The organism is Haloferax prahovense (assembly GCF_000723845.1).
GTDB lineage: Archaea > Halobacteriota > Halobacteria > Halobacteriales > Haloferacaceae > Haloferax > Haloferax prahovense.
This window is the reverse complement of the sequence record NZ_LK053000.1, coordinates 1,203,223-1,224,769: the sequence shown is the minus strand read 5'-3', so window position 1 is coordinate 1,224,769 and position 21,547 is coordinate 1,203,223. Positions and strand designations below refer to the sequence as shown.

Here is a 21,547-nt window from a genome sequence, read left to right as displayed (position 1 = left end):
ATCTCAGCGCTTCGGCCGCTTGAACACGAGCGCCGTCTGCCCGCTGTTCGCGCCGGCACCGCGCGAGTCGGAAATCGTGTCCACGAGCTCCCAGCCGTCGCCGCCGAGGGAGTTGAGGGCGTCTTCCATCGGGGAGGTATCGCCGCTGAACAGGCCGCCGTCGGCCGTGCGGACGATTTTGTACTCCCACTCGCTCGAGTTAGTCATCGGATTCCTCCGTGCCGCGGTCGGCTGCGTCGGGTTCCCGGCGTTCCCGGCGCTCGTACGTGACGAACGAGAAGCCGTCTCGGTCGTCGCGGTCGGCCTCGACCCACCCTTCGCGGTCCCACTCGGGGAACCGCGTGTCGCCCTCGTGGGTCTCGTCGAGTTCGGTGCGAACTAGCCCCGCGGCGCGGTCGAGGAACTGCTCGTAGACGGTCGCGCCGCCGACGACGTACACCGTCTCGACGCCCATCTCGTCGGCCGCGTTCTCGGCGGCGGCGACCGCCGATTCGACCGAATCGACCGCCTCAGCCCCCTCGGGGAGGTCGAGGTCGCGGGTCGTCAGAACGACGCTGTGGCGGTCCGGAAGCGGGCCGCCGAGCTGGCGGGCGATGCTCTCGTAGGTCTTGCGGCCCATCACGACCGGGTGGCCGGTCGTCGTCCGCTTGAAGTGCTTCAGGTCCTCGGGAATATGCCACGGCATGTCGCCGTCGCGGCCGATGACGCGGTTGTCGGCGACGGCGGCGACGAGGACGAACCGGACCGCGACGTCGCCCCCGGTTCCGGACCCAGCGGGCTCCTCGCCGCTCATTCGGCCACCGCGAAGCGAATCCCGTCGGCGGGGTCGTAGTCCCGGAGGACGATGTCCTCGAACGAGAGGTCTTCGAGCGGCACGTCGGCCACGTCGAGCGTGGGGCGCTCGCGGGGTTCGCGCGAGGCCTGCAGGAGCAGTCCGGGAACGTGGTCGTAGTCCTCCTCGCCCTCGGCCTCCTCGGGTGCCGCGTCGAGGAGCCACTCGCGCACGTCGAGGTACCCTTCGGGGGAGTCCACGTCGGCGAGGCGGGACTGGAGTTCGTCGAGGTGGTCGCCGTACCACGCGCCGCGCTCGCCGGTGCCGCAGTAGACGTGGGCGTCCACGATGGTGTGGGCGAACGACCCGAGTTCGAAACCGGCGCGCTGGGCGACGACCTGCGCGAGGATGGCGTACGCCGCGAGGTTGAACGGGACGCCGAGCGCGATGTCGCCGGAGCGCTGGGTCAGATGGAGGTTGAGTTCGTCGCCCTGCACGTTGAAGACGAAGGTGTAGTGACACGGCGGGAGCGTCGAGACGGCCGCGTTCGCGGGGTGCCACGCGTTGATGACCAGCCGGCGGGAGTTCGGGTTCTCGTCGAGCGTGTCGAGGACGTACGCGAGCTGGTCGAACGTCCCCTCGTCGTTCATCCAGCGGTGGTCGTCCTCGGGCCACGCCTCGCCTGCAAGCCCTTCCTCGGGGACCGGATAGCGTCGCCAGAACCGGCCGTAAGCCGTGTCGAGATGGCCGTCGTCGTCGGCCCACGCGTCCCAGATGCCCGTTTCCTCGCGCAGGGTGCGGATGTGTTCCTCGCCGGAGAGGTACCAGAGGAGTTCGTGGATGAGGGAGTTCCACCGGAAGCCCGAGAGGTCCTTGGTCGTGAGGAGCGGGAAGCCCTCCTGCAGGTCGACGGTGTAGTGCTTCGAAAAGCCCGAGATAGTGTCGACGCCCGTCCGATTCGGTTTGTGTCGCCCGGTTCCGAGAACGTCTGTCACGAGGTCGAGATATTGGCGCATGAGAGGTGCCCTGGTTGGATGTTGGTCGTCGTCGGCCCCTCTAAACCCTACCGTCCTCGGCCCGGATTTCCGCAGCGCCCACAACACGGAATAGCCCGCTTTTCGTACCTGTGCCCATGATTCGCAACCTCGCGCAGGGAATCCGGGTCTTCACGAGCAACGCCTTTCTCGTCGACGGCGAGACCACCGCGCTCGTCGACGCCGGCGCGAACTTCGACGTGGTGCCCAAAATCCGCGAGTTCACGGACTCGCTCGACGCGGTGTATCTGACCCACACCCACCCGGACCACATCGGAAACGTCGACGCCGTCCGCGACGCGTTCGACGTGCAGACGTGGGGTTACGACACCGGAAACCTCGCCGTGGACAAGCGCATCGACGACGGCGAGCGCATCCAAATCGGCGACGACGTGTACGAGGCGGTCCACACGCCGGGACACAAAGACGACCACCTGTGCTTTTTCTCTCGCGGGGCGGGCGTCTGCTTCGCGGGCGACCTGGTCTTCGCGAACGGCGGATTCGGCCGAACCGACCTCCCCGAGGGCGACCGCGGTGCGCTCGTCAAGAGCATCGACCGCCTGCGCGAGGTCGTCGGGGACGACCTGACCGAACTCCACACCGGTCACGGGCCGAGCGTCACCACTCGCCCAAAAGACGACATCGACCTCGCGGCGAAAGCGGCGCGGACGAGGTGAGTCGCCGAAGCGACCTCGCCGCCGGCTCGTCGTCCCGTTACGCCTCGCTAACTCGTTACGTCGCGCTAACTCGTTCTACCGACTCGTGTAGCCGCCGTCGACGGTGAGCGCCTCGCCCGTCGTGAACGACGCGCCGTCGGAACAGAGCCAGACGACCGCGGAGGCGATTTCGTCGACGTCGCCGAGGCGGTTCATCGGGTGGAGCGACTCGATTCCCTTCCGCGCCTCGGGGTCGTCGAGGCCGCCTTCTCCGAGTAGTGGCGTGTCGATGAAGCCCGGACACACCGCGTTGACGCGGACGCCCTGCTCGGCGTACTCGATGGCCGCGCTCTTCGTCAGTCCGAGGACGCCGTGCTTCGCGGCGACGTAGTGGCTCGCGTTCGCGAAGCCGACCTTTCCGAGAATCGACGCCATGTTGACGACGACGCCCCCGCCGTTTTCGAGCATCGCGGGAATCTCGTGCCGCATCGACCGCCAGACGCCGTTGAGGTTCACGTCGATGACCTGTTGCCACTCGTCGAACGAGAGGTCGGCGGCCGGTTTCTGCGCGCCGCCGATGCCCGCGTTGTTGCAGGCGAAGTCGAGTCGGCCGTACTCGGAGACCGCCGTCTCGACCATCGCGGCGACGGCGTCGCCGTCCGTCACGTCCGTCTCGACGAACGTCGCCGTCCCGCCGGCCTCCTCGATGCGCGCGACGGTCTCTTCGCCGCCCTCGACGTCCACGTCGGAGACGACGACTCGCGCACCCTCCGCGGCGAACGCCTCCGCCACCGCGCGGCCGATTCCCGAGCCAGCACCAGTTACGACCGCGACTTCGGTGTCGAATTGAGCCATAGTACGCTATAGTCAACAACCACCTGACAGATAACCGTTTGTGCGACTCTCAGGTCGGGAGAACGTCGCGACGCCGACCGGCGCGGTGGGTTCGTGGCGGCGGTTACTCCTCGTCTTCTTCGGGGACGGCGTCGGGGTGGAGGCCGAAGTAGCCCGGCTCGTCGCTCCGGGGGTCGTTGATGACGAAGTCCTCCTGGTTGGCGACGATCCACGGGATGGTCCACTGAACGATGCGGTCTTCGGTCTCCTCGCTGAGGTCGTCCTGCGGGGACAGCCCCTGCATCAGGCGGGCGATTTCGCCCACGGTGTACATGTAATCGGGGTCGAGGATGTCGGCGGGTTCGTACAGGAGATACCCGTAGAGGGTTTCGAACTCGTCTTTCGGCTTGGGCATACTCACGCTTCTCGGTCGACGGGCAAAACCCCGACGACCGCAGGCAGCGAGCGGCCGGCGGCGTGCTGGTCGACGGCGGGCGTCCGTCGCCCGTGCGACCGCCAGCGACCTCATGAGTAGGCTTATCAGGCGCGACGCGAGACCCGAAGCGATGAGCGACGCCGCTGCACGACTGGTTGAGACCTTCCGAGACTTCGGTGGGGACGACCTCCGAGACCTCTGGGTCTTCGACCACCACGGCTACGAACACCTCTATCTCCGGGCGGACGTCTCGAACGCGCTCGAATGCCTCGACATCTCCCGATTCATCGACAACGAACGGTTCGGCTACATCACGAGAGACACCTACGAGACGCTGTACTACGCCGACTACGGCTACACCGTCCGCGGATTCGACTCGTTCGAGCAGTTCCGAACGTTTCTCGGCGACCGTCCCGTCGGCATCTTGGCCAGCTTCGACCGCGGCACCGACGGCCGGGATTTCGCCGCCCTGAACGACCGAGTCTGCGAGCTGAACGAGGCGTTCGACGGAGCGGAACTGTTCGATGACGCGGCCGCCGGCGACCGACAGTCCTGAGAAGGCGACCGTACCCGCGAGAGACGACCCTCAGCACTTGGTTCGACGCGGAGAGCGCCGCCGCTGGCGACGTCGCGTCCGAAAGAAAAGTCGGGATGTACCGGGTCTACTCGAAGAGTTCGACGGCTTGGTCGTAGCGGGCGGCGGGTTCGTCCCAGTCGACGACCTCGAAGAACGCGGAAACGAAGTCGCCGCGGGCCGGGCCGTAGTCGTGGTAGTAGGAGTGTTCCCAGACGTCGAGCGCGAGGATGGGGTGGGAGCCCCAGAGCGCGCCCTGGTCGTGCTTGTCGACGACGACGTTCCGAAGCTGGTTCGAGAACGAGTCGTAGACGAGAAGTGCCCAGCCGCCGGCTGCGCCGGCCGCCGCTTCGAATTCACCCTTCCAGGCTTCGTAGGAGCCGAAGTCCTCGGCGATGCGCTCTGCGAGCGCGCCTTCGGGCTCGTCGCCGCCTTCCGGCGACATGTTCTGCCAGAACAGGTCGTGCAGAATGTGTCCCGAGCCGTTGTGGGTGACGTTACGAAGCGCGCCGGCAGACGAGCCGAACTCGCCTGCTTCGCGGTTGTCGGCGAGGGTCTCCTCGGCCGCGTTCCAGCCGTTGACGTAGCCCTGATGGTGGGTGTCGTGATGCCACGTCAGCACCTGCTCGGAGATGTGCGGTTCGAGGGCGTCGTACTCGTACGGAAGCGGGTCGAGTTCGTAGCTCATACTGTGTAACCTCCGTATCACGGGTCGGGCGGAATCCTGTTAAAACTTGAGGAGAGGTATGCTAGCACAAACCACGCCGTGCGGGTCGCTGTCGGTCGATTTCCCCGATTCGAGAAACTCCGTTTCGCGCGAGCGTGTCAGCCGTCGAACGGGTCAGCTCGGCGCTCGTACTCGATTTCGGTCGAGACGGCGTCGGCGATGTCCGACCCGAACTCCCGTTCGACGACGTGTAACGACAGGTCCAGTCCGGAGGTGACGCCGCCCGCGGTGAGCACGTCGCCGTCGTCGACGACGCGGGCGGAGACGACTTCCGCGGCCGTCTTGCGGAGGTCCGAGAGCGCGCCGCCGTGGGTGACCGCGGGGCGGCCGTCGAGGATGCCGGCGCGGGCGAGGAGCATGCCGCCGGTACAGACGCCGGCGACGGTGGTTCCGGCCTCGTGGAGCGCCGCGATGGCGTCCGGAATCTCGCCTTTCTCGGCTTCGGCCCACGCGCTCTGTGCGGCCCGGGAGTTCCAGCCACCGCCGGGGACGACGAGGAGGTCCGGGCGGTCGGTCTCGGGGTCGAGGACGCCGTCGACGCCGACGCGCATCCCGTGGCTCGCGGTCACGAACTCGCGGTCGGAGAGCGCGACGAGTTGGGCCTCGCAGTCGGCCCCGGCCGCGCCGGCGTTCTGGAACACTTCGAACGGCGCGACGGCGTCGAGTTCGTCGAAGCCGTCGTAGAGGATGATAGCGACCTGCATGCTTGCGGAGTCGGTTTCCGGGGAGAAAGTCGTTCGCGCCGCGGCGACCGAGGGTGGAGAACAGCGGACGGGCTCGGTCGTCGGTCAGTCGTCGCCGCGGGCGGCCTCGAACATCGAAATCGCCCGCTCGCGGCGCTCGGAGTGGTCCACGATGGGTTCCGGATAGTCGGGCGCGAGGCGCTCGCGTTCGAGGTCGGTCAGCTCGTGCCACTCGTGGATGGTGTTGGCCGTCACGTCCGATAGCTCGGGGACGTACCGCGTGATGTACTCGCCGTCGGGGTCGTAGCGCTCGCCCTGCGTCATCGGGTTGAAGATGCGGAAGTACGGTTGGGCGTCGGTCCCGGTCGAGGCGGCCCACTGCCAGCCGCCGTTGTCGTTTGCGGTGTCGTGGTCCGCGAGGTGCTCGCGGAAGTGCGCGTAGCCGTGTCGCCAGTCGCACAGGAGGTCCTTCGTGAGGAACGACGCGACGATCATCCGGACGCGGTTGTGCATGTACGCCTCCTCGCGGAGCTGTCGCATCCCGGCGTCGACGATGGGGTAGCCGGTCTTCCCCTCCTTCCACGCCGCGAGTTCCTCGGCGTCGTCGCGCCACGCGATGTCGTTTTCGTACTCCTTGTAGTTCTCGGTGACGACGTTCGGATGCTCCCGGAGGACGTGGGCGTAGAACTCCCGCCACGCCAACTGCGACTGGAACTCCTCGACCGACTCGTCTCGCTCCCCGCCGACGCCCTCGCGGGCCGCCGCGGTCGCCGCGTACACCTCGCGGATGCCGATGGTCCCGAACTTGAGGTCCGTCGAGAGCCGCGACGTGGCGTCCCGCGTCGGGTAGTCGCGGTCGTCGGCGTAGCGGTAGATGGCGTCCGAACAGAACGCCGAGAGGCGCTCGCGGGCCGCCTCGGTCCCCGCCGGCTGGACCGATGCCGACGGCTCCTCGAAGCCGAGGTCCGAGATGGTCGGCAGGTCGCCGGCGGCGACGTCGAACTCGGCGTCAGCGAGCGCTTCCGCCGCGGTTTCGAGCGTGTTGGCGTCGGCGAGGTCGTCGGCGTCCGGTTCCGGATAGGGGTCGGGTTTGTCGCGGTCGCGCCACTTCTTCCAGAAGTAGGTGTAGACGGAGTAGGTGTCGCCCGCGTTTGTCGTAATGCTCCCCGGCGGGTGGAAGATGGCGTCGTGGACCGGCTCGCGGGCGACGCCGGCGTCGTCGAGGGCGAGTCGCACGTCGGCGTCGCGCTCGCGGGCGAGTCCGGAGTAATCGATTGCCCAGGTGGCCCGTTCGGCGTCGAGCGCCGCCGCGACCGCCGGGACGACGACTCGGGGGTCGCCGCGGGCGACGAGCAGGTCGCTCCCGCGCTCTTGGTACGCGCCGCGGAGTTCGGCGAGCGCGTCGAGTAAGTACCTGACGCGGGGCGCGCCGGCGTGGTCGAGCACGTCCCGGTCGAAGACGAAAAGCGGGGCGACGGGGCCGGCCTCGGCGGCCGTCGCGAGGCCGCGGTTGTCCACGACTCGCAGGTCCCGGCGGTGCCAGTGCAGTTGCATAGCCGCGCCTCAGGACGGCGGCTATGTCAATGTAGCGGCAGTCCGACCCCCGACGCGAGAGCGAAGCCGCCTAACCCGTCCGTTCGAACGAACTTAATCAGCCTACGGCTCGGGAAACGGTATCCTACCGCGTCTAACGGCCGTCACTACCCCGTTTTCGGACGCCTGCTGGCATGGATATGGTACGGTGGCCGACCCTCGGGACGGCGCGACTGTCTCGGGTAATATGATGTTATCGACCGAATTCCGGGACGGGAGCACGTTTACGTTCTTGCTATCTGGTGTACCCGGTTCATACCTATACCGCGTCGAACCCACGGTTCTGGTATGTCCGGGCATCGCCTCCTTCCTGACTCCGCGGTCCGACAACCGCGTCTCCGCTCCCCACTCGTGTTTCCGCTCCTCCTCTTGACGTTCGTCTGCGGAACGCTCGGGTGGCTCGTCTGGGTTCCCTACGGCGTGTTCCTCGGTGTGCTTCCGCCCCTGGTCGTCTTCGGCTTCGCGTTTGTCGAACTCTCGTCGGCCTCGCCGTCGCCGCCGATGCTCCCGTCGGCGCGTCCCTCACCGCCGCTCTCGCTCGACGGTCGCGTCGACCTCGCCGCCGCGCTACACGGTGCGGGCGTCTTCGCGACCGACGCGGACGACAACCTCTCGCTGTCGCCGCGGTTCGCTGAGGACTGGCGTGCCCGCATGCTCGAAACCGACGGGCGGGACCACGACCGCGAGGCGCTCGCGGCGCTCCTCGGCGTCGACCCAGACAGAATCGAGATGGGGTGGAACGAGCGGGGACTGTTCGCGCGACTCGACCGCGGAACCGTCGGCCAGTGGACCTCCCGGGCCGCGTTCGTCGCCGACCTCACGGCCGTCGCGACGTTCCGCCGGTACTATCCCGAGTGGTGGCGGTTGCCGACGGCGGACCGGAACCGCGTCCTCGGCGCTCTTCGGTTGTGTCTCCGCACGTGCCCGACCTGCGACGGTGCAGTCGCGGTCGAGAGCAAACGGGTGGCACGGCCCGACAGCGAGCGGACGAAGCGACGCGTCTCGGCGACCTGTCAGGGGTGCGATTCGGACCTGTTCGACGGCGTCGTCGAGCAGTCGGCGGGCGTGCCGTCCGGGTCCGACGAGGGGGCCGGCGTTCACCCGCAGAACACGCGCTGAGCGCGACGCTCCGCCCGACTGAGCCGCGACGGCGGGAACTCGGACTCGCGGCGGACCGCCGCTCTCAGGGGAGCGGGTCGATGCCGTCGCGTCGGCCGTCGAGAACCGAAAGACGCTCTCCGCGGCGTCGTTCGAGCCACCGGAGCAGGCGCTCGGCCCACCGGAGCTTCTGCGCTTTCACCGCCCCCACGCTCGGGTCGTCGAAGTCCCAGCCGACGAAGACGAGCCGTCCCGCGCCGAGTTCGTCGGCGATGAAGGCCGCTCGGTCGCCGTCGGTGAAGCCGCCCCAGTTGACGACGGGGCCGACCGGGGCCGCCTGCGTCGTCCCGAGGACGTTGTCGGCGTCGAACCGCGGCACCCACTCGCGGACCGCGGGGAGGTTGTCGCCGTGGGCGTGGGCCGCGACGGGCACGCCGGATTCCGTTAGCTCGATCGCAGTCTCGGGGTTCTTGTCGAGGTCGGTCACCATCAGGTCGAGGTCGAACCCGGCGGCTCGGACCGCGTCGGCGGCGGTGGAGGCGGCGACGACCACGTCCACGTCGGGGGCGTCGAGCCTGTCGAGTTCGTCGTCGAGCGTCGGGGCCGCCCCGCAGACGGCGACGGTCGCGTCCGCCCAGTCCAGTCGGTCGCGGTCGAAGGGGCTCACGAGGTCCGCGAGCGCGTCTCTGGCGCGCTCGTCCCCGGCTCGTTCGAAGCCGAAATCGTCGAGAATCCGCTCGTAGACGGGTTCCCAAGTGGTGAAATCCATGGTGTAGCTGTCGCTCAGAATGTAACTGTATGGGCCGGAATGGCACTCGTGTACCCCTACCCGCGTGCCCTTCCGGCGTCCACAGGACCGTTTTAGAGTCGGATGGTATAAGTTTTCTCTTAGTAGAACGGTCAACGTCTGCCGAACGTCAGACGGATAGACGGGTCTGGTACGAGATAGCGTACCAGTTAGTTCGTCGCCCGCTCGACGGTCTCTAAGGCGGCTTCGAGGGCGTCTGAGGCATCCGTGACGAGGTCCGAAAGTCGAGTGAGCGCGGCGGGACTTCCGACCAGAAGCGCCCCGGTGTCGCCGGCGGCCAAGACGGCTCCCGCGTCGCCGACGGCGGCGGCGAGAGATTCCCGGTCGTCGGACCCGAGCCCCTCCAGTTCGAAGACGCGCGTGACGCTCTCGGCGGCGACTTCGCGGTTCGCACCGACGCGGTCGAGGTGTCTGGCGGCCTCGCCGGAGGTCGTCACGTCGAGTTCCTCGACCGACACGTCGCCGGGTTCGCGGATGCGGCGGCGCTTGAACTCGTGGCCGATGAGGGCGGCGTCGCGGGTCTCTCTGACGTCGTGAGTCCGGACGACGTGCGCGCCGCGTTCGACCGCCATCGACGTGGCCGCGAGGCTGACGGGCAGCGCCTCCTCGGTCGAGCGGCCGGCCACGTCGCGGAGGAAGTTCTTGCGGTTGATGGAGACCAAGATGGGGTGTCCGTAGCCGCGGAACTCCCGCAGTCGGTCGAACGTCTCGCGGTCGTGTTCGAGCGTCTTCGCCTCCGACCAGCCGCCGAAGGCGGGGTCCACGATGGTCTTGTCGGTGAAGCCGTTCAGTTCGAGGGCGTCGTAGATGTCGTCGACCTCCGCTATCGCGCCGGGGCGGGTGAGGTCCGGCGGGCTCGCCATCTTGGCGACGGCGGCGTCGTGCGCCTCGCAGACGCGGGGCATCTCCGGGTCGGCGAAGCCGCAGATGTCGTTGACCATGTCGAAGCCGCCGTCGAGCGCCGCCTCGGCGACCTCGTGGTAGCGCGTCTCGATGGAGAAGACGGCGTCGCCGGAGACGCTGTCGAGGACCGAAAGCGCCGTGTCGAGCCTGTCGAGTTCGTCTTCGGCCGACAGCACGTCGAGGCGCTTGTTCGCCGATTCGAGGCCGACGTCGACGATGTCGGCCCCCTCGTCGATGAGTTCGCGGTCGACGTACTCGGCGGCCTCGCTCGGGTCGTTGAACACGCTCGGCTTGTACGGGGACTCCTTGGAGACGTTCAGCACACCCATGATTCGCGGCGGGTGGTCGTCGCCGATTTCGAGTCCTGCCGCATCGACGGTTCGCATACCCGCCGGTTGGACCACACGAACATATGCCGACCGGTCGCGGAAGACGCGTCGAGTCGCCCCCGCGGTGGCGGCTCGCCGTCTCTGGCGGACGGCTGACCGGCATCACGCCATTTTTATCCGCCGCTCGGCTACCTCGGATCATGGCGAAGGTCAGCGTCGGACTCCGCGGATGGCGGTTCGAAGAGTCCGAGATATTCACCGACGAGGGCGAGTTCAAACCGCTCGACGAGATTCCCGAGGACCCGCGGGAGCGACTCATGCGCCTCGTCTCGCTCGTCGAGGAACCGTGCGACGCCTGCTATCTGGTCCACGGCGACGAGGGGATACAGCAGTGCCGACAGGCGTCTATCGTCTACGGCGAGCCCCGCGAGGAGGTGCTCCTCTGCGAGCGCCACGAGCCGGACTTCCTCTACTGGTTCCGCGAGGAGGACGGCCGCGACCTCGTCGGCGACGCGGTGTTCGCCGACGCCTTCCACGAGTGGTTCGCGGACGGCGGTCGCGCCCCCGACGGCTACGGCGGACTGGACTACGTCGACACCGACCCCGACGAACTCCCGTCGCCGCCGGACGCCAACGAAATTCAGCGCCGGCTGGAGGAGAACTTCGTCGAGGGCGAGCGCATCAACCTCCGCGACTACGGTCCCGGCGCGGACGACGACGAGGACGTGACGCCCCTGACCGAAGACGACCTCGACGCCGTCGACCTCGACACGGACTACCCGACCAAATGAGCGGCGACCGAGACGCCGGTGCGGGCGGGAACCGCGAGTTCGTCGTCGTCGTCGTCGAACCCGAGACGCCCGGAAACGTCGGCACCATCGCGCGGGCGATGAAGAACTTCGGCATCTACGACCTCCGTCTCGTCGACCCGCCGGAGCTGGACCCCGACGGCGAGGCGTACGGCTTCGCCGGCCACGCTCGCGAGGACGTGCTCCCGAACGCCACCGAGACGACCCTGAAGGAGGTCGTCGAGGAGTTCCACACCATCGGGACGACCGCGGTCTCCCACGAGGACTCCACCCGGCACATCCGCTACCCGTTCAAGACGCCGGTCGAAATCGCCGACTCGCTCGAGTCGGTGGAGACGAAGACCGCGCTCGTCTTCGGCCGCGAGGGGACCGGCCTCGACAACGAGGAGTTGGCGATGCTCGACGAGGTCTGTTGCATCCCCGCCGACGACCGCTACCCCGTGCTCAACCTCGGGCAGGCGGCGACGATTCTCATGTACGAGCTTCGCCGCTTCACCGTCGAGGAGACGCAGCTTCCCGACGTGGAGCGCGAGCGCGCCTCCGAGGCCGAAATCGAGGTCGTCTACCGCTTCTTCGACGAGTTGCTCGACGCCGTGGACTACCGCGAGCACAAGCGGACCAAGACCTCGCGGATGATGCGGCGACTGCTCGGCCGCGCCCACCCGACCGAGCGCGAGGCCGCGACGCTCACGGGCGTGTTCCGCCGCGCCGCCGAGGCCGTCCGCGACCCGGACCGCTTCCGCGACGACGAGAACTGACGCGCCCCGCGCTATTCGCCGCCGTCTCGCCGGGCGAACATCACGTAGCTCACGAACGAACAGACGTCCTCGACTTCTCCGGACTCGCGCTCGGCGCGGGTCGTCGTCCGAATCTCCACGAGCCCTCGGTCGTCGGTCTCGGCGGTCGTCTCCAGCACTTCGGTTTCCACGACGAGCGTGTCGCCCGGGTACACCGGTTTCCACCAGCGGAGTTCGTCGACGCCCTTCGCGCCGAGGGACGCCGAGTCGGCCAGGAAGCCGTCCACGAGCAGGCGCATCGTCATCGCCGTGGTGTGCCAGCCGCTGGCGATGACGCCGCCGTACATCGACTCTGATTCGGCGCGCTCGGGGTCGGTGTGGAACCACTGCGGGTCGTACCGCCCGGCGAACTCCAGAATCTCCGATTCGGTCACGTCGTACTCGCCGAACTCGTGGGTGTCGCCGACCGCGAAATCCTCGAAGAACTGCATGACTCCTCTTCGGCCGCCCCCGTGGAGAAACTAGCGGTGCCGGCGGTCCGGGCGGCGCGGTCGCTCGGCCGCGTTCGACGACTCCGCTCCGCCGGCGCGCCAGACAGCTTTTGCGACCCGACGCCCTAACGTCACGCGAGATGGCATCGCCCCCGCGCCGCTCTCGCCTCCCGATGGTCGTCGTCGGCGTCGTCGTCCTCGCGTTCTACCTCTCGCTCAGCGCGCTCAGCGCGTTCGCGGTGGTGACGCTGTGGCGGCTCCGTCCGGACCCCCTGACCGCCGCCGTGGTCGGCGTCGTCGTCGCCGTCGTCCTCGGCTACCTGAGCTTCCGCTTCGGCACGGTGCGACTGCTCAGCCAACTCGACGCACGCGACATGTCACCCGCAGAGTCGCCGTCGGTCCACCGCCTGCGCGACCGCCTCGCCGAGCGGATGGACCTCGACCCGCCGACGCTGAAGCTCGCGCGTTTCTCCGCGCCGAACGCGATGGCGCTCGACCCGATGGGGCGCGACGTGGTCGTCCTCGACGCCGCGCTGTTTCGCCTCCTCGACGCCGACGAGTTCGAGGCGCTGCTCGCGCACGAACTCGCGCACCTCGAACGGAAAGACGGGTTGGTCCAGTCGCTCGTGGCGAGCGTCCTCCAGACGGTCGTCGGCGTCGGCTACCTGTTCGTCTCGCCGGTGACGTTCCTGACGACGGGCGTCGCCCTCGGCTCGGCGTGGATTCGCGGCCAACCGGGGTCGTGGCACGAGACGCTCGCCGGGCGGCTTCGCCTCCGACTGGACGAGTTCGTCGGCCTGTTCGGCTTCGGACTCACCGTGTTCGTTCGGTCGCAGTCGAGAAAGCGGGAGTTCGCGGCCGACGCGCGGGCCGCCGAGGTGACGGGTAAGCCGATGGCGCTCGCGTCGGCCCTGCGAAAGTTAGAGCGGGCCGCCCGGCCGCAGTTCGGCCTGTCGCCGCTGTGGGTGTACGGCGAGGTCGAGGTCGAAGACCCGGTTTCGGACCTGCTTTCGACCCACCCCTCGACCGACGAGCGCGTCGAGCGACTGGCCACGATAGCCGAGGAGTCGATGACGCGAATCGAGGTGCGGTGAGATGCCCGGTTCGCCCGACCCGGTGCTCGGCGACTGGCTTCTCACCCACGTCGTCGCCGTCGCCGCCGCGCTCGGCACCGTCGGCGTCGTCTACGCGACTCGCGCCCGGAGCGCCCGTGGCTTCCTGATACCCGCGCTCCTCGGCGGCGGCTACGCCGTCGCCACGCTCGCCGTCTGGACCGCGGCGCGACTCGCCACCGACGCGTTCCCCTCGGGCTTCGTCGAGGACTCGCTGGCCGCGGCGGGCTTCTTCGGGTTCTCGTTCCTCCTGCTCGCCGGGTTCGTCGTCGTCGCGGCCCTGCTGTTCGCTCGCCGGGGACTGGTCGCGCCGCTCGTCGGCCTGTTCGGCGTGACGGAACTCGTCTGGTGGGCGTTCCTCCACGTCCGCGGCGAGACGGACGCACTCGGGATGTTCCTCATCGTCGGGCCGGCGCTGTTGGTCCTCCTCTTCGTCGCGGCCGGCGTCGAGTACGCGGGTCGATGGGTCTGGCGGCGGTTCGTCCGCGGTGGCGGGCGCTCGGCGTCGTGAGAACGGAGAGAAAATTGGATGCGGTCCGAAGCCTCGGCGTTCAGGCCCGCTTTTGAATCTCCTCGCGGAGCACGTCGCTGACGACGCCGCCGTCGGCCTTGCCGCGGAGCGCGCCCATCGCCTCGCCCATGAGCGCGGAGAACGCGCCCATGCCCTGTTCTTCGACCTGGTCGGCGTTGCGCTCGACGACCTCCGCGATGGCCTCGCGGACCTCGTCCTCGGAGACGCCGGAGAGGCCGGCCTCCTCGACGGCTTCCTCGGCCGTGAGGCTCGGGTCCTCGGCGATGGTGGCGAGCACGTCGTTGACGCCCTCTTTGGCGAGGTCGCCGTCCTCGACGAGGTGCATGACCGCGAGCAGGTGGTCGTCGGTGAGTTCCGAGACGGCCACGTCGTCGCGGCGGAGTTCGGTCAGCGTCGATTCGAGCAGGCCCGCCGCGAACGTCGCGTCGATGCCGGCGTCCACCGCTTCTTCGAACAGCGGCATCTTCCGGCCGTAGGCGACCTGTTCCGCGAGGCCGGCGTCGAGGCCGAACTCGTCTTGGTAGCGGTCGACCTTCTCGGTCAGGAGTTCGGGCGTCTCCACGTCGCTCGGGTCGAGGTCGACGGTGAGCACGTCCGTCTCGGGGTACATCCGGGCCGCGCCGGGGAGCGGGCGGAGGTAGCGCGTCGTCCCGTCGTCGTTAGCGCCGCGGGTCTCCTCGGGGACCTCCTCGATGGCGACGGCGGCGCGCTCGGCGACCGCGTCGATGGCGAGGTCGGCCGTCTCGGGGTCGTCGGCGACGATGGCGACCGCGTCTTCGGGACCGGCGTCGACCGCCTCGCGGAGCGCTTCGACCTCGGTCTCGGTGACGCCGTACGCCGGGAGTTCGTCGGTGTGGAAGATGCCGCCCGCGCCGTGGCGCTTGGCGTGGTCGGAGAGTTCGGTACCGAGGCGGCGGTCCGGCTGCAGCTCGCGGCCGACGAGGCCGTCGAAGCCGTACAGGGGGACGGCCGTGACCTTTCCGCCCGCGTCCAGCGCGCCGCGGATGACGCCCGAATCGCTGTCCTCGAACACGTCGGTCACGTCGGCCACGTCGCCGACCGAGGCGTCCCGCGACTGGAGTTCGTCGCGAATCTCGACCAGTTCGGCCTGTCGGCCGACCTCGAAGCGGACGATTTCGTCGATTTGGTCGAGCGCCTGCACGCCCTTGATTTCGACGCGCGCGCCGTCGGCGATGGAGACGTTCACGTCCTGCCGGATGGTGCCGAGGCCGCGTTTGACCGTGCCCGTCGAGCGCAGGAGCATGCCGATGGTCTGGGCCGCCTCGCGCGCCTGCTCGGGCGAGGAGATGTCCGGCCCGGTACCGATTTCGACGAGCGGGATGCCGAGGCGGTCGAGGCTGTAGAGGACGCCGTCGTCGCGCTCTTCGACCCGCTGGGCGGACTCCTCTTCGAGCATGAGGTCGACGACGGAGACGGGGCCCTCGCTGGTCTGAATTTCGCCTTCCTGCGCGATGAGCGACGAGCGCTGGAACCCCGAGGTGTTCGAGCCGTCGATGACGAGCTTGCGCATGACGTGCGCCTCGTCGACGACGTTCATGTCGAGCAGTTCGGCGATCTGCATGGCGACCGTGCGCGCCTCGTGGTCGAGTTCGTGCGGCGGCTCGTCGTCCTCTTCGACCAGACAGGTCGAGTCGTAGGCGAGGTACTCGAACTCGCGTTCGACGCGGCTCTCTTCGAGCGCGGCGTCGTCCAGTTCGCCCAGTTCGCTCTTGGTCGGGTGGAGGAAGCGCGTGAACGTGCGCGCCGCCTCGTCGGGCTCGCGGAGGTCGGTCGGACACCCGCAGAACAGCTTCGTCTCGGTGTCGAGTTGCTGGTGAATCTCCAGCCCAGCCACGAGGCCGAGGTCCTCGTAGTCGTAGTCGTAGTCGGTCATTGCTACTCCCTGCGTTCGGGGGGAGTAAAAAAGGATTCAGTCTGCCGTCAGAGGCGACGAAGCCCCTCGCCGATACCTTCGACCTGTTCACACTCGGGACAGACGTACGTCCACCCGTCGTTCGTCGCTCGTCCCTCCGGGAATACGGCCCCACAACCTCGACACTCCAACATGTCTCGCCCGCGGGCCCGCTGCTCTTGCAGTCCGGCCATACTGGTATAATCGTCAAAATCAGGCTTCAAAATACCGATTTTCGAGATTTCGTGACAGTTCTTCACTCGGGGGTGACTGTCACGGCGGTGCCGGTGTGCGATTGCTACCGCGAGCCGAGTAAATATAACGGTCTCTACGACTGAACCGACTGAAATCGTCGAGCGCGCGCCTCGAATCGGGGCGTCCACCCGCCCGCCCCGACGTATCAAAAAGTGGACTGCTTTTTCTCGGCCGGACTCAGTCGTCGCCGAGGATGCCGCGGTGGGTCATCTTCTCGGGGTCGAGCACCTCGTCGGCTTCCGCCTCGGTGAGGTAGCCTTCGTCGACGGCGACCTGCCGGACGCTCTTGCCGTCCGCGAGCGCCTTCTTGGCGACCTTCGAGGCCTTGTCGTAGCCGATTGCGGGGTTGAGCGCCGTCGCCAGCGCCATCGACTGTTCGACCCGCGTCTCGCAGTGTTCCTCGTTGGCTTCGAGCTTGGCGACGAACCGCTCGGCGAACACCTCGGAGGAGTTCGCCAGCAGCTTCGCCGATTCGAGGAAGTTGTGCGCGAGGACGGGCTTATAGAGGTTGAGGTCGATTTGGCCCTCGGCGGCACCGGCGGAGACGGCGGCGTCGTTGCCGACGACCTGCTTGTGGACCTGATTGACGGCCTCCGCGACGACCGGGTTGATTTTGCCGGGCATGATGGAGGAGCCGGGCTGGTTCTCCGGCTGTTCGAGTTCGCCGAGCCCGTTGCGCGGGCCGGACGCGAGCAGGCGGAGGTCGTTGGCGATTTTGTTGAGGGAGCCGGCGACCGTGCGGAGCGCGCCGTGGGCCTCGCTCATCGCGTCGTGGGCCGCCTGCGCCTCGAAGTGGTTGTCGGCCTCGCGGAACTCGACGCCGGTCTCCTCGGACATGTACTCTGCGGCCTTCGCCGGGAACTCGGGGTGCGTGTTCAGCCCCGTGCCGACCGCGGTGCCGCCGAGCGCGAGTTCGCCGAGGTGTTCACGGACGTTCTCGACGCGGCGGATGCCCTTTTCGACCTGCGTGCGGTAGCCGCCGAACTCCTGTCCGAGGCGGACGGGCGTGGCGTCCTGCAGGTGGGTGCGACCGGTCTTGACGACGCCGTCGAACTCGTCTTCCTTGTCGCCGAGCGCCTCGGCCAGCGTCTCCAGCGCGGGGAGGAGGTCCTTCTCGACGGCTTCGAGGGACGCGACGTGCATGGCCGTCGGAATCACGTCGTTCGAGGACTGTCCGAAGTTGACGTGGTCGTTCGGGTGGACGACGCGGTCGCCGATGCCCTCGCCCATAATCTCCGCGGCGCGGTTGGCGATGACCTCGTTGGCGTTCATGTTCGAGGAGGTCCCGGAGCCGGTCTGGAACACGTCCACGGGGAACTGGTCGTCGAGTTCGCCGGCGATGACCTCGTCGGCGGCCTCGACGATGGCGGCCGCGACGTCCTCGTCTATCATGCCGAGGTCGCGGTTAGCCTGCGCGGCGGCCTTCTTCACCACGCCGAGCGCGCGGACGAAGCGCCGCCCGAAGGTGATACCGGAGATAGGGAAGTTCTCGACCGCCCGCTGGGTCTGTGCGCCCCAGTAGGCGTCGACAGGAACTTCCATCTCGCCGAGACTGTCCCGCTCGATTCGATAATCATCGTCGCCCATGGTTCGGGGGTCGTTTTGGCAGGGGGTAAAATCCATTGGTCCGTGTGTCTGCCCCTCGTTCATGAAAATTTACTCATGTTTAAATACTTATTAATTGGTCTCGTGACTGGGTGCAGTCTTCCGATTCTAACCAGACAGTTCCTTGATGACAAAAAAATTTACTCGATTTCGAATTGTTGATTTGGAAAGTCTTAAGTAAATCGTGTAAAATTCATTGTCTGGACTTGTCACGGACCAACAATCATGACTGACACACCTGATTCGGACGACGTTTCCCGACGCACGTATCTCAAACTCGCCGGCGGTGCCGGAACCGCGACGTTCCTCGCGGGCTGTACCGGCGGCGGCGGAGAGTCGACGACGGAGTCCACGGAGAGTTCCGGCGACTCCGAGAGCACCGAGGAGACGAGCGGTGACGACTCCGACTCTTCGACGGAGTACAACGCGCTCGAAGTGCAGCACTGGTGGACCGGCGGCGACGGCGGCGCGGCGGTTCAGGCGCTGTTCGAGGGCTTCGAAGAGCAGCACCCCGACATCGAACTCACGGAGAACCCCGTCGCGGGCGGCGCGGGACAGAACCTCCGCGCGGTCATCAAAAAGCGCATCCTGAACAACGACCCGCCGAGCTCGTGGCAGGCGTGGCCCGGCGCGAACCTCCAGCCCTTCACGGACGCCGACAAACTGGAGGATATCGAGGAGTCCGTCTGGGGACACAACGACATGAAGAACGCCTACCTCGACGGCCCCCAGGAGGCGGCGCAACCGGCGGGCAACTACGTTTCGGTCCCGCTGAACATCCACCGCCTCAACAACCTCTTTTACAACGTCGAGGTCGTCGAGGACGCGGGCGTCGACCCCGCGAGCATCGACTCGCCGAGCGCCCTCGTGGACGCGATGGCGACCGTCGACGAGGCGGGCTACGTCGGGATGGCCCAGCAGACGAACTCCGCGTGGTCGACCGGCCAGCTCTGGGCGCAGGTGCTCCTCGGCGAGTACGGCGCGGACGTGTACGCCGACGTGACCGCGGGTAACGTCGAGGCCAACGCGGACGCCGTCCGCGACTCGCTCGACATCGTCAAGCAGTACTCCGAGTACTACCCGAACGACGCCGGCTCCATCTCGTGGCAGGACGCCAACTCGAAGATTATCGAGGGCGACGCGGCGTTCTTCCACCAGGGCGACTGGGCTGCGGGCATGTACCGCGGGCAGGACGGCTTCGAGTACGAGTCCAACTGGGACCACGTCCCGTTCCCGGGTACCGAGGGACTCTACTCGCTCAACATGGACTCGTTCCCGATGCCGACGAACAACCCGTCGCCCGAGGCGACGAAGGCGTTCCTCCGCTACGTCGGCTCGGTCGACGCCCAAGAGCGGTTCAACCCCAAGAAGGGCTCCATCCCGCCGCGCACCGACGTGCCGCAGGACGCCTTCGGACCGTTCCTCCAGAACCAGATGGACGACTTCTCCAACTCCGAGGCCCAGCCGCTTTCGATTCAGCACGGCCTCGCGGTCGCCCCCGACGCGCTCACCGCGTTCGAGGACGCGATGGCCTCGTTCATCTCCAACTACGACGTGGAGGCGGCCTACAGCGCCGTGCAGTCGGCGTTCCAGTAAGGGAGCACTCCCCCATTTCCGATTATGTCAACTCACATCCTCAAGCGACTCCTGGACCGTCTGCGAGACGGCGGTCCGCCGGTTCGAACCGACGGCGGGACGGCCGCCGCGGGGAGCGAAACGGCCGGGGGCGACTCCGACGTCGGGTCGGCGCTGTCGTCGCTCCGCGAGAGCGACGCGGTCCGCTCCGCGCCGTTTTGGCTCCCGCCGTTCCTGCTGATGGGCTTTTTCGTCTACGGCGCTATCAGCTGGAACATCGTCATCTCCCTCACCGACTTCGGCGGGCTCACACTGCCGACGTACGACCCCTCGACGTTCGACCTGGAGATGTACCGGCGGGCCTTCTCGGACGGCCAGTTCTGGATCGCCACCCGGAACACGTTCGTGCTCCTCATCTCGTTTACCGGCCTCTCGCTGGCCGGGGGGCTCGGCCTCGCCATCCTCGTCGACCGCGGCATCCGGTTCGAAAACTGGTTCCGCACCGTCTACCTCCTGCCGTTCAGCCTGTCGTTCGTCGTGACGGCGGTGTTCTGGCGGTGGATGTACAACTTCGACTCGGGGCTCATCAACGCGTTCCTGCGGGGAATCGGCCTCGACTTCGTCGCGTCGAAGTGGCTCACCGGCAGCATCGACACGGGCGCACTCGGGGCGATACCGCTCGTCCCCGACACGTTCTACTTCAAGCTGTTCGCCGTCATCTTCGCGCTGCTCTGGCAGTTCAGCGGCTACGCGATGGTCGTCTACCTCGCCGGTCTACGCGCGATTCCGAACGACCAGTACGAGGCCGCGCGGGTCGACGGGGCCTCCATCCTCCGGATGTACCGGCGGGTCATCCTGCCGCAACTCCGCGCCTCGACGGTGAGCGCCGCGGTCGTCCTCATGGTGTTCGCGCTCAAGGCGTTCGACTTCCTGTACGTCCTGTTCGGGAGCAACCCGGGCCCGACAGCGGACATCCTCTCGACGATGATGTACCGACAGGCCTTCTCGGCCAACGAGTGGGCCTACGGCTCCGCAATCGCCGTGGTGCTCTTCGTCGTCGCGCTGACCGTGGTCGCGCCGTACCTCTACGGCGAGTACCGGCGGGGTGAACTATGAGCGTCCGCGACGACCTCGCAGAGCGAGTCGGCGTCGACCTCGAAGCCATCGACCCGCTGCGCGTCGCCCTCTACGCGACGCTCGTCGGACTGGTGGTGTTCTACCTGTCGCCCCTCGAATCGGGGCTGATGACCGCGCTGAAGACCGAAGCCGAGTTCGCCACGTCGCCGCCGTTCGTGCCGCCGACGGTCGAGGGCTTCACGCTCGAACCGTTCGGCGTCGCCATCGACACGCTGTCGTCGGCTATCCTCAACAGCATCATGCTGGCCGTGCCGGCGACGGTGCTGTCGGCGCTGTTCGGCAGCTTCGCGGCGTACGGCCTCACGAACTTCGAGTGGCGCGGCCAACTCGGCGTCGTCGCGCTGTTCATCGCGGGTATCTTCATCCCGTACCAGGCGGTGCTCATCCCGCTGTCGCGGCTCTGGGCCATCGTGGACACACAGGAGTTGCTCGCGCCGCTTCTCGACATCACGGTGTTCTCGGCGCAGGTGCCCGTCCTCGGGACGGTCGAACTCGCCACCCACCCGCACTACGCGAGCATCATCAACCTCATCATCACCCACACGGCGTACGGGATTCCCATCACGACGCTGCTGTTCCGAGGCTACTACAAGAAGCTCTCGACGGAGATGCTGGAGGCCGCTCGCCTCGACGGCGCGGGCGCGTTCACCGTCTACCGCCGCATCGTGCTCCCGCTTTCGATGCCGATGTTCGCGGTGACGCTCATCTACCAGTTCACGCAGGTCTGGAACGACCTGCTGTTCGCGCTCATCATCATCCCCTCGGGGTCCGGCCCCGCGGCGGTGGCGACCATCGCGCTCAACGAACTGACCGGCGGCATCATCCAGACGTTCAACACGCAGATGGCCGGCGCGTTCGTCGCCGCCCTGCCGACGTTGCTCGTCTACGTCCTGTTCGGGGACAAGTTCGCGAAGGGGGTCGCGGGCGGCACATGA

At 67.6% G+C, this 21,547-nt stretch carries 24 protein-coding genes; 10 read left to right on the top strand and 14 right to left on the bottom strand.

From position 1 onward, the window contains the following. Positions 1-3: 3 nt before the first annotated feature. Genes BN984_RS06040 through thyA form a run of 3 tightly spaced genes read right to left on the bottom strand, consistent with a single transcriptional unit; the run spans position 4 to position 1,788 of the window. Positions 4-207, bottom strand: a complete 204-nt coding sequence (locus tag BN984_RS06040) for a DUF4177 domain-containing protein (RefSeq protein ID WP_008094753.1) — start codon at positions 205-207, stop codon at positions 4-6. Beyond that, complete coding sequence (locus BN984_RS06035) at positions 200-793, bottom strand: dihydrofolate reductase (RefSeq protein WP_008094754.1); 594 nt, start codon at positions 791-793, stop codon at positions 200-202. Before BN984_RS06035 ends, BN984_RS06040 begins: the two co-directional genes overlap by 8 nt. Then, a complete protein-coding gene (thyA, locus tag BN984_RS06030) occupies positions 790-1,788 on the bottom strand; it encodes a thymidylate synthase (RefSeq protein WP_008094756.1) in 999 nt (332 codons plus the stop codon). Before thyA ends, BN984_RS06035 begins: the two co-directional genes overlap by 4 nt. A 116-nt stretch (positions 1,789-1,904) precedes the next feature. Between thyA and BN984_RS06025 the strand changes: the two genes are divergently transcribed. Further along, the gene (locus BN984_RS06025) at positions 1,905-2,483 is read left to right on the top strand and encodes an MBL fold metallo-hydrolase (RefSeq protein ID WP_049967876.1); all 579 of its coding nucleotides are present in this window, start codon (positions 1,905-1,907) and stop codon (positions 2,481-2,483) included. A gap of 75 nt (positions 2,484-2,558) precedes the next feature. Here the strand turns inward: BN984_RS06025 and BN984_RS06020 are convergent, their stop codons facing one another. Together BN984_RS06020 and BN984_RS06015 are read right to left on the bottom strand one after the other, a co-directional pair. Further along, positions 2,559-3,317, bottom strand: coding sequence for an SDR family oxidoreductase (locus BN984_RS06020; RefSeq protein WP_008094760.1), 759 nt, complete (start codon positions 3,315-3,317; stop codon positions 2,559-2,561). Between the two features lie 103 nt (positions 3,318-3,420). Continuing rightward, positions 3,421-3,711 (bottom strand): DUF5827 family protein, encoded by a 291-nt coding sequence (locus tag BN984_RS06015; protein ID WP_004974279.1) that lies wholly within the window; start codon positions 3,709-3,711, stop codon positions 3,421-3,423. Between the two features lie 151 nt (positions 3,712-3,862). Here BN984_RS06015 and BN984_RS06010 point away from each other — a divergent pair, with 151 nt between their 5' ends. Continuing rightward, a complete protein-coding gene (locus BN984_RS06010; RefSeq protein ID WP_049967875.1) occupies positions 3,863-4,288 on the top strand; it encodes a DUF7522 family protein in 426 nt (141 codons plus the stop codon). Positions 4,289-4,394: 106 nt separating this feature from the next. Here BN984_RS06010 and sod read toward each other — a convergent pair whose 3' ends face one another. The 3 genes from sod to BN984_RS05995 form a co-directional block, all read right to left on the bottom strand. Next, positions 4,395-4,994 (bottom strand): superoxide dismutase, encoded by a 600-nt coding sequence (gene sod, locus BN984_RS06005; protein ID WP_049967874.1) that lies wholly within the window; start codon positions 4,992-4,994, stop codon positions 4,395-4,397. A gap of 137 nt (positions 4,995-5,131) precedes the next feature. Beyond that, positions 5,132-5,737: a DJ-1/PfpI family protein gene (locus BN984_RS06000; RefSeq protein ID WP_008094777.1), complete on the bottom strand. Its 606-nt coding sequence runs from the start codon at positions 5,735-5,737 to the stop codon at positions 5,132-5,134. 84 nt (positions 5,738-5,821) lie between these two features. Then, positions 5,822-7,270 carry a cryptochrome/photolyase family protein gene (locus BN984_RS05995; RefSeq protein ID WP_049967873.1) on the bottom strand — a complete coding sequence of 483 codons (1,449 nt, stop codon included), beginning with the start codon at positions 7,268-7,270 and terminating at the stop codon, positions 5,822-5,824. Positions 7,271-7,660: 390 nt separating this feature from the next. On the opposite strand from BN984_RS05995, the gene BN984_RS05990 reads away from it, so the two are divergent. Then, complete coding sequence (locus tag BN984_RS05990; RefSeq protein WP_081909229.1) at positions 7,661-8,428, top strand: hypothetical protein; 768 nt, start codon at positions 7,661-7,663, stop codon at positions 8,426-8,428. 64 nt (positions 8,429-8,492) lie between these two features. Here the strand turns inward: BN984_RS05990 and BN984_RS05985 are convergent, their stop codons facing one another. Both BN984_RS05985 and BN984_RS05980 read right to left on the bottom strand, forming a co-directional pair. Next, positions 8,493-9,176 (bottom strand): 6-hydroxymethylpterin diphosphokinase MptE-like protein, encoded by a 684-nt coding sequence (locus BN984_RS05985; protein WP_049967871.1) that lies wholly within the window; start codon positions 9,174-9,176, stop codon positions 8,493-8,495. Between the two features lie 188 nt (positions 9,177-9,364). Continuing rightward, complete coding sequence (locus BN984_RS05980) at positions 9,365-10,504, bottom strand: dihydropteroate synthase (RefSeq protein WP_008094782.1); 1,140 nt, start codon at positions 10,502-10,504, stop codon at positions 9,365-9,367. Positions 10,505-10,647: 143 nt separating this feature from the next. On the opposite strand from BN984_RS05980, the gene BN984_RS05975 reads away from it, so the two are divergent. Then, the gene (locus BN984_RS05975) at positions 10,648-11,238 is read left to right on the top strand and encodes a hypothetical protein (protein WP_049967870.1); all 591 of its coding nucleotides are present in this window, start codon (positions 10,648-10,650) and stop codon (positions 11,236-11,238) included. Beyond that, positions 11,235-12,014, top strand: coding sequence for an RNA methyltransferase (locus BN984_RS05970; protein WP_008094784.1), 780 nt, complete (start codon positions 11,235-11,237; stop codon positions 12,012-12,014). The genes BN984_RS05975 and BN984_RS05970 overlap by 4 nt, the downstream gene beginning before the upstream one ends. Before the next feature lie 11 nt (positions 12,015-12,025). Here BN984_RS05970 and BN984_RS05965 read toward each other — a convergent pair whose 3' ends face one another. After that, the gene (locus BN984_RS05965) at positions 12,026-12,484 is read right to left on the bottom strand and encodes a MaoC family dehydratase (RefSeq protein ID WP_008094785.1); all 459 of its coding nucleotides are present in this window, start codon (positions 12,482-12,484) and stop codon (positions 12,026-12,028) included. Between the two features lie 173 nt (positions 12,485-12,657). On the opposite strand from BN984_RS05965, the gene BN984_RS05960 reads away from it, so the two are divergent. Next, positions 12,658-13,578, top strand: a complete 921-nt coding sequence (locus BN984_RS05960; RefSeq protein WP_008094786.1) for a M48 family metallopeptidase — start codon at positions 12,658-12,660, stop codon at positions 13,576-13,578. A gap of 1 nt (position 13,579) precedes the next feature. Then, the gene (locus BN984_RS05955) at positions 13,580-14,107 is read left to right on the top strand and encodes a hypothetical protein (RefSeq protein WP_008094788.1); all 528 of its coding nucleotides are present in this window, start codon (positions 13,580-13,582) and stop codon (positions 14,105-14,107) included. A 40-nt stretch (positions 14,108-14,147) separates the two neighbouring features. On the opposite strand, the gene gatE is transcribed toward BN984_RS05955, so the two are convergent. The 3 genes from gatE to BN984_RS05945 all read right to left on the bottom strand — a co-directional run bounded on the left by gatE (position 14,148) and on the right by BN984_RS05945 (position 17,882). Next, the gene (gene gatE / locus BN984_RS05950; protein WP_008094789.1) at positions 14,148-16,022 is read right to left on the bottom strand and encodes a Glu-tRNA(Gln) amidotransferase subunit GatE; all 1,875 of its coding nucleotides are present in this window, start codon (positions 16,020-16,022) and stop codon (positions 14,148-14,150) included. Positions 16,023-16,069: 47 nt separating this feature from the next. Continuing rightward, on the bottom strand, positions 16,070-16,234 hold the full coding sequence (locus BN984_RS20105) for an HVO_2901 family zinc finger protein (RefSeq protein WP_191965854.1): 165 nt from the start codon (positions 16,232-16,234) through the stop codon (positions 16,070-16,072). A 238-nt stretch (positions 16,235-16,472) separates the two neighbouring features. Continuing rightward, positions 16,473-17,882 carry a class II fumarate hydratase gene (locus BN984_RS05945; RefSeq protein WP_049967869.1) on the bottom strand — a complete coding sequence of 470 codons (1,410 nt, stop codon included), beginning with the start codon at positions 17,880-17,882 and terminating at the stop codon, positions 16,473-16,475. A gap of 243 nt (positions 17,883-18,125) precedes the next feature. Between BN984_RS05945 and BN984_RS05940 the strand changes: the two genes are divergently transcribed. The 3 genes from BN984_RS05940 to BN984_RS05930 are packed head-to-tail and all read left to right on the top strand — an operon-like array spanning position 18,126 to position 21,547. Beyond that, positions 18,126-19,496, top strand: a complete 1,371-nt coding sequence (locus tag BN984_RS05940; RefSeq protein ID WP_049967868.1) for an extracellular solute-binding protein — start codon at positions 18,126-18,128, stop codon at positions 19,494-19,496. A 24-nt stretch (positions 19,497-19,520) separates the two neighbouring features. Then, positions 19,521-20,591, top strand: a complete 1,071-nt coding sequence (locus BN984_RS05935; protein ID WP_008094792.1) for a carbohydrate ABC transporter permease — start codon at positions 19,521-19,523, stop codon at positions 20,589-20,591. Next, positions 20,588-21,547, top strand: a complete 960-nt coding sequence (locus BN984_RS05930; RefSeq protein WP_049913559.1) for a carbohydrate ABC transporter permease — start codon at positions 20,588-20,590, stop codon at positions 21,545-21,547. Before BN984_RS05935 ends, BN984_RS05930 begins: the two co-directional genes overlap by 4 nt.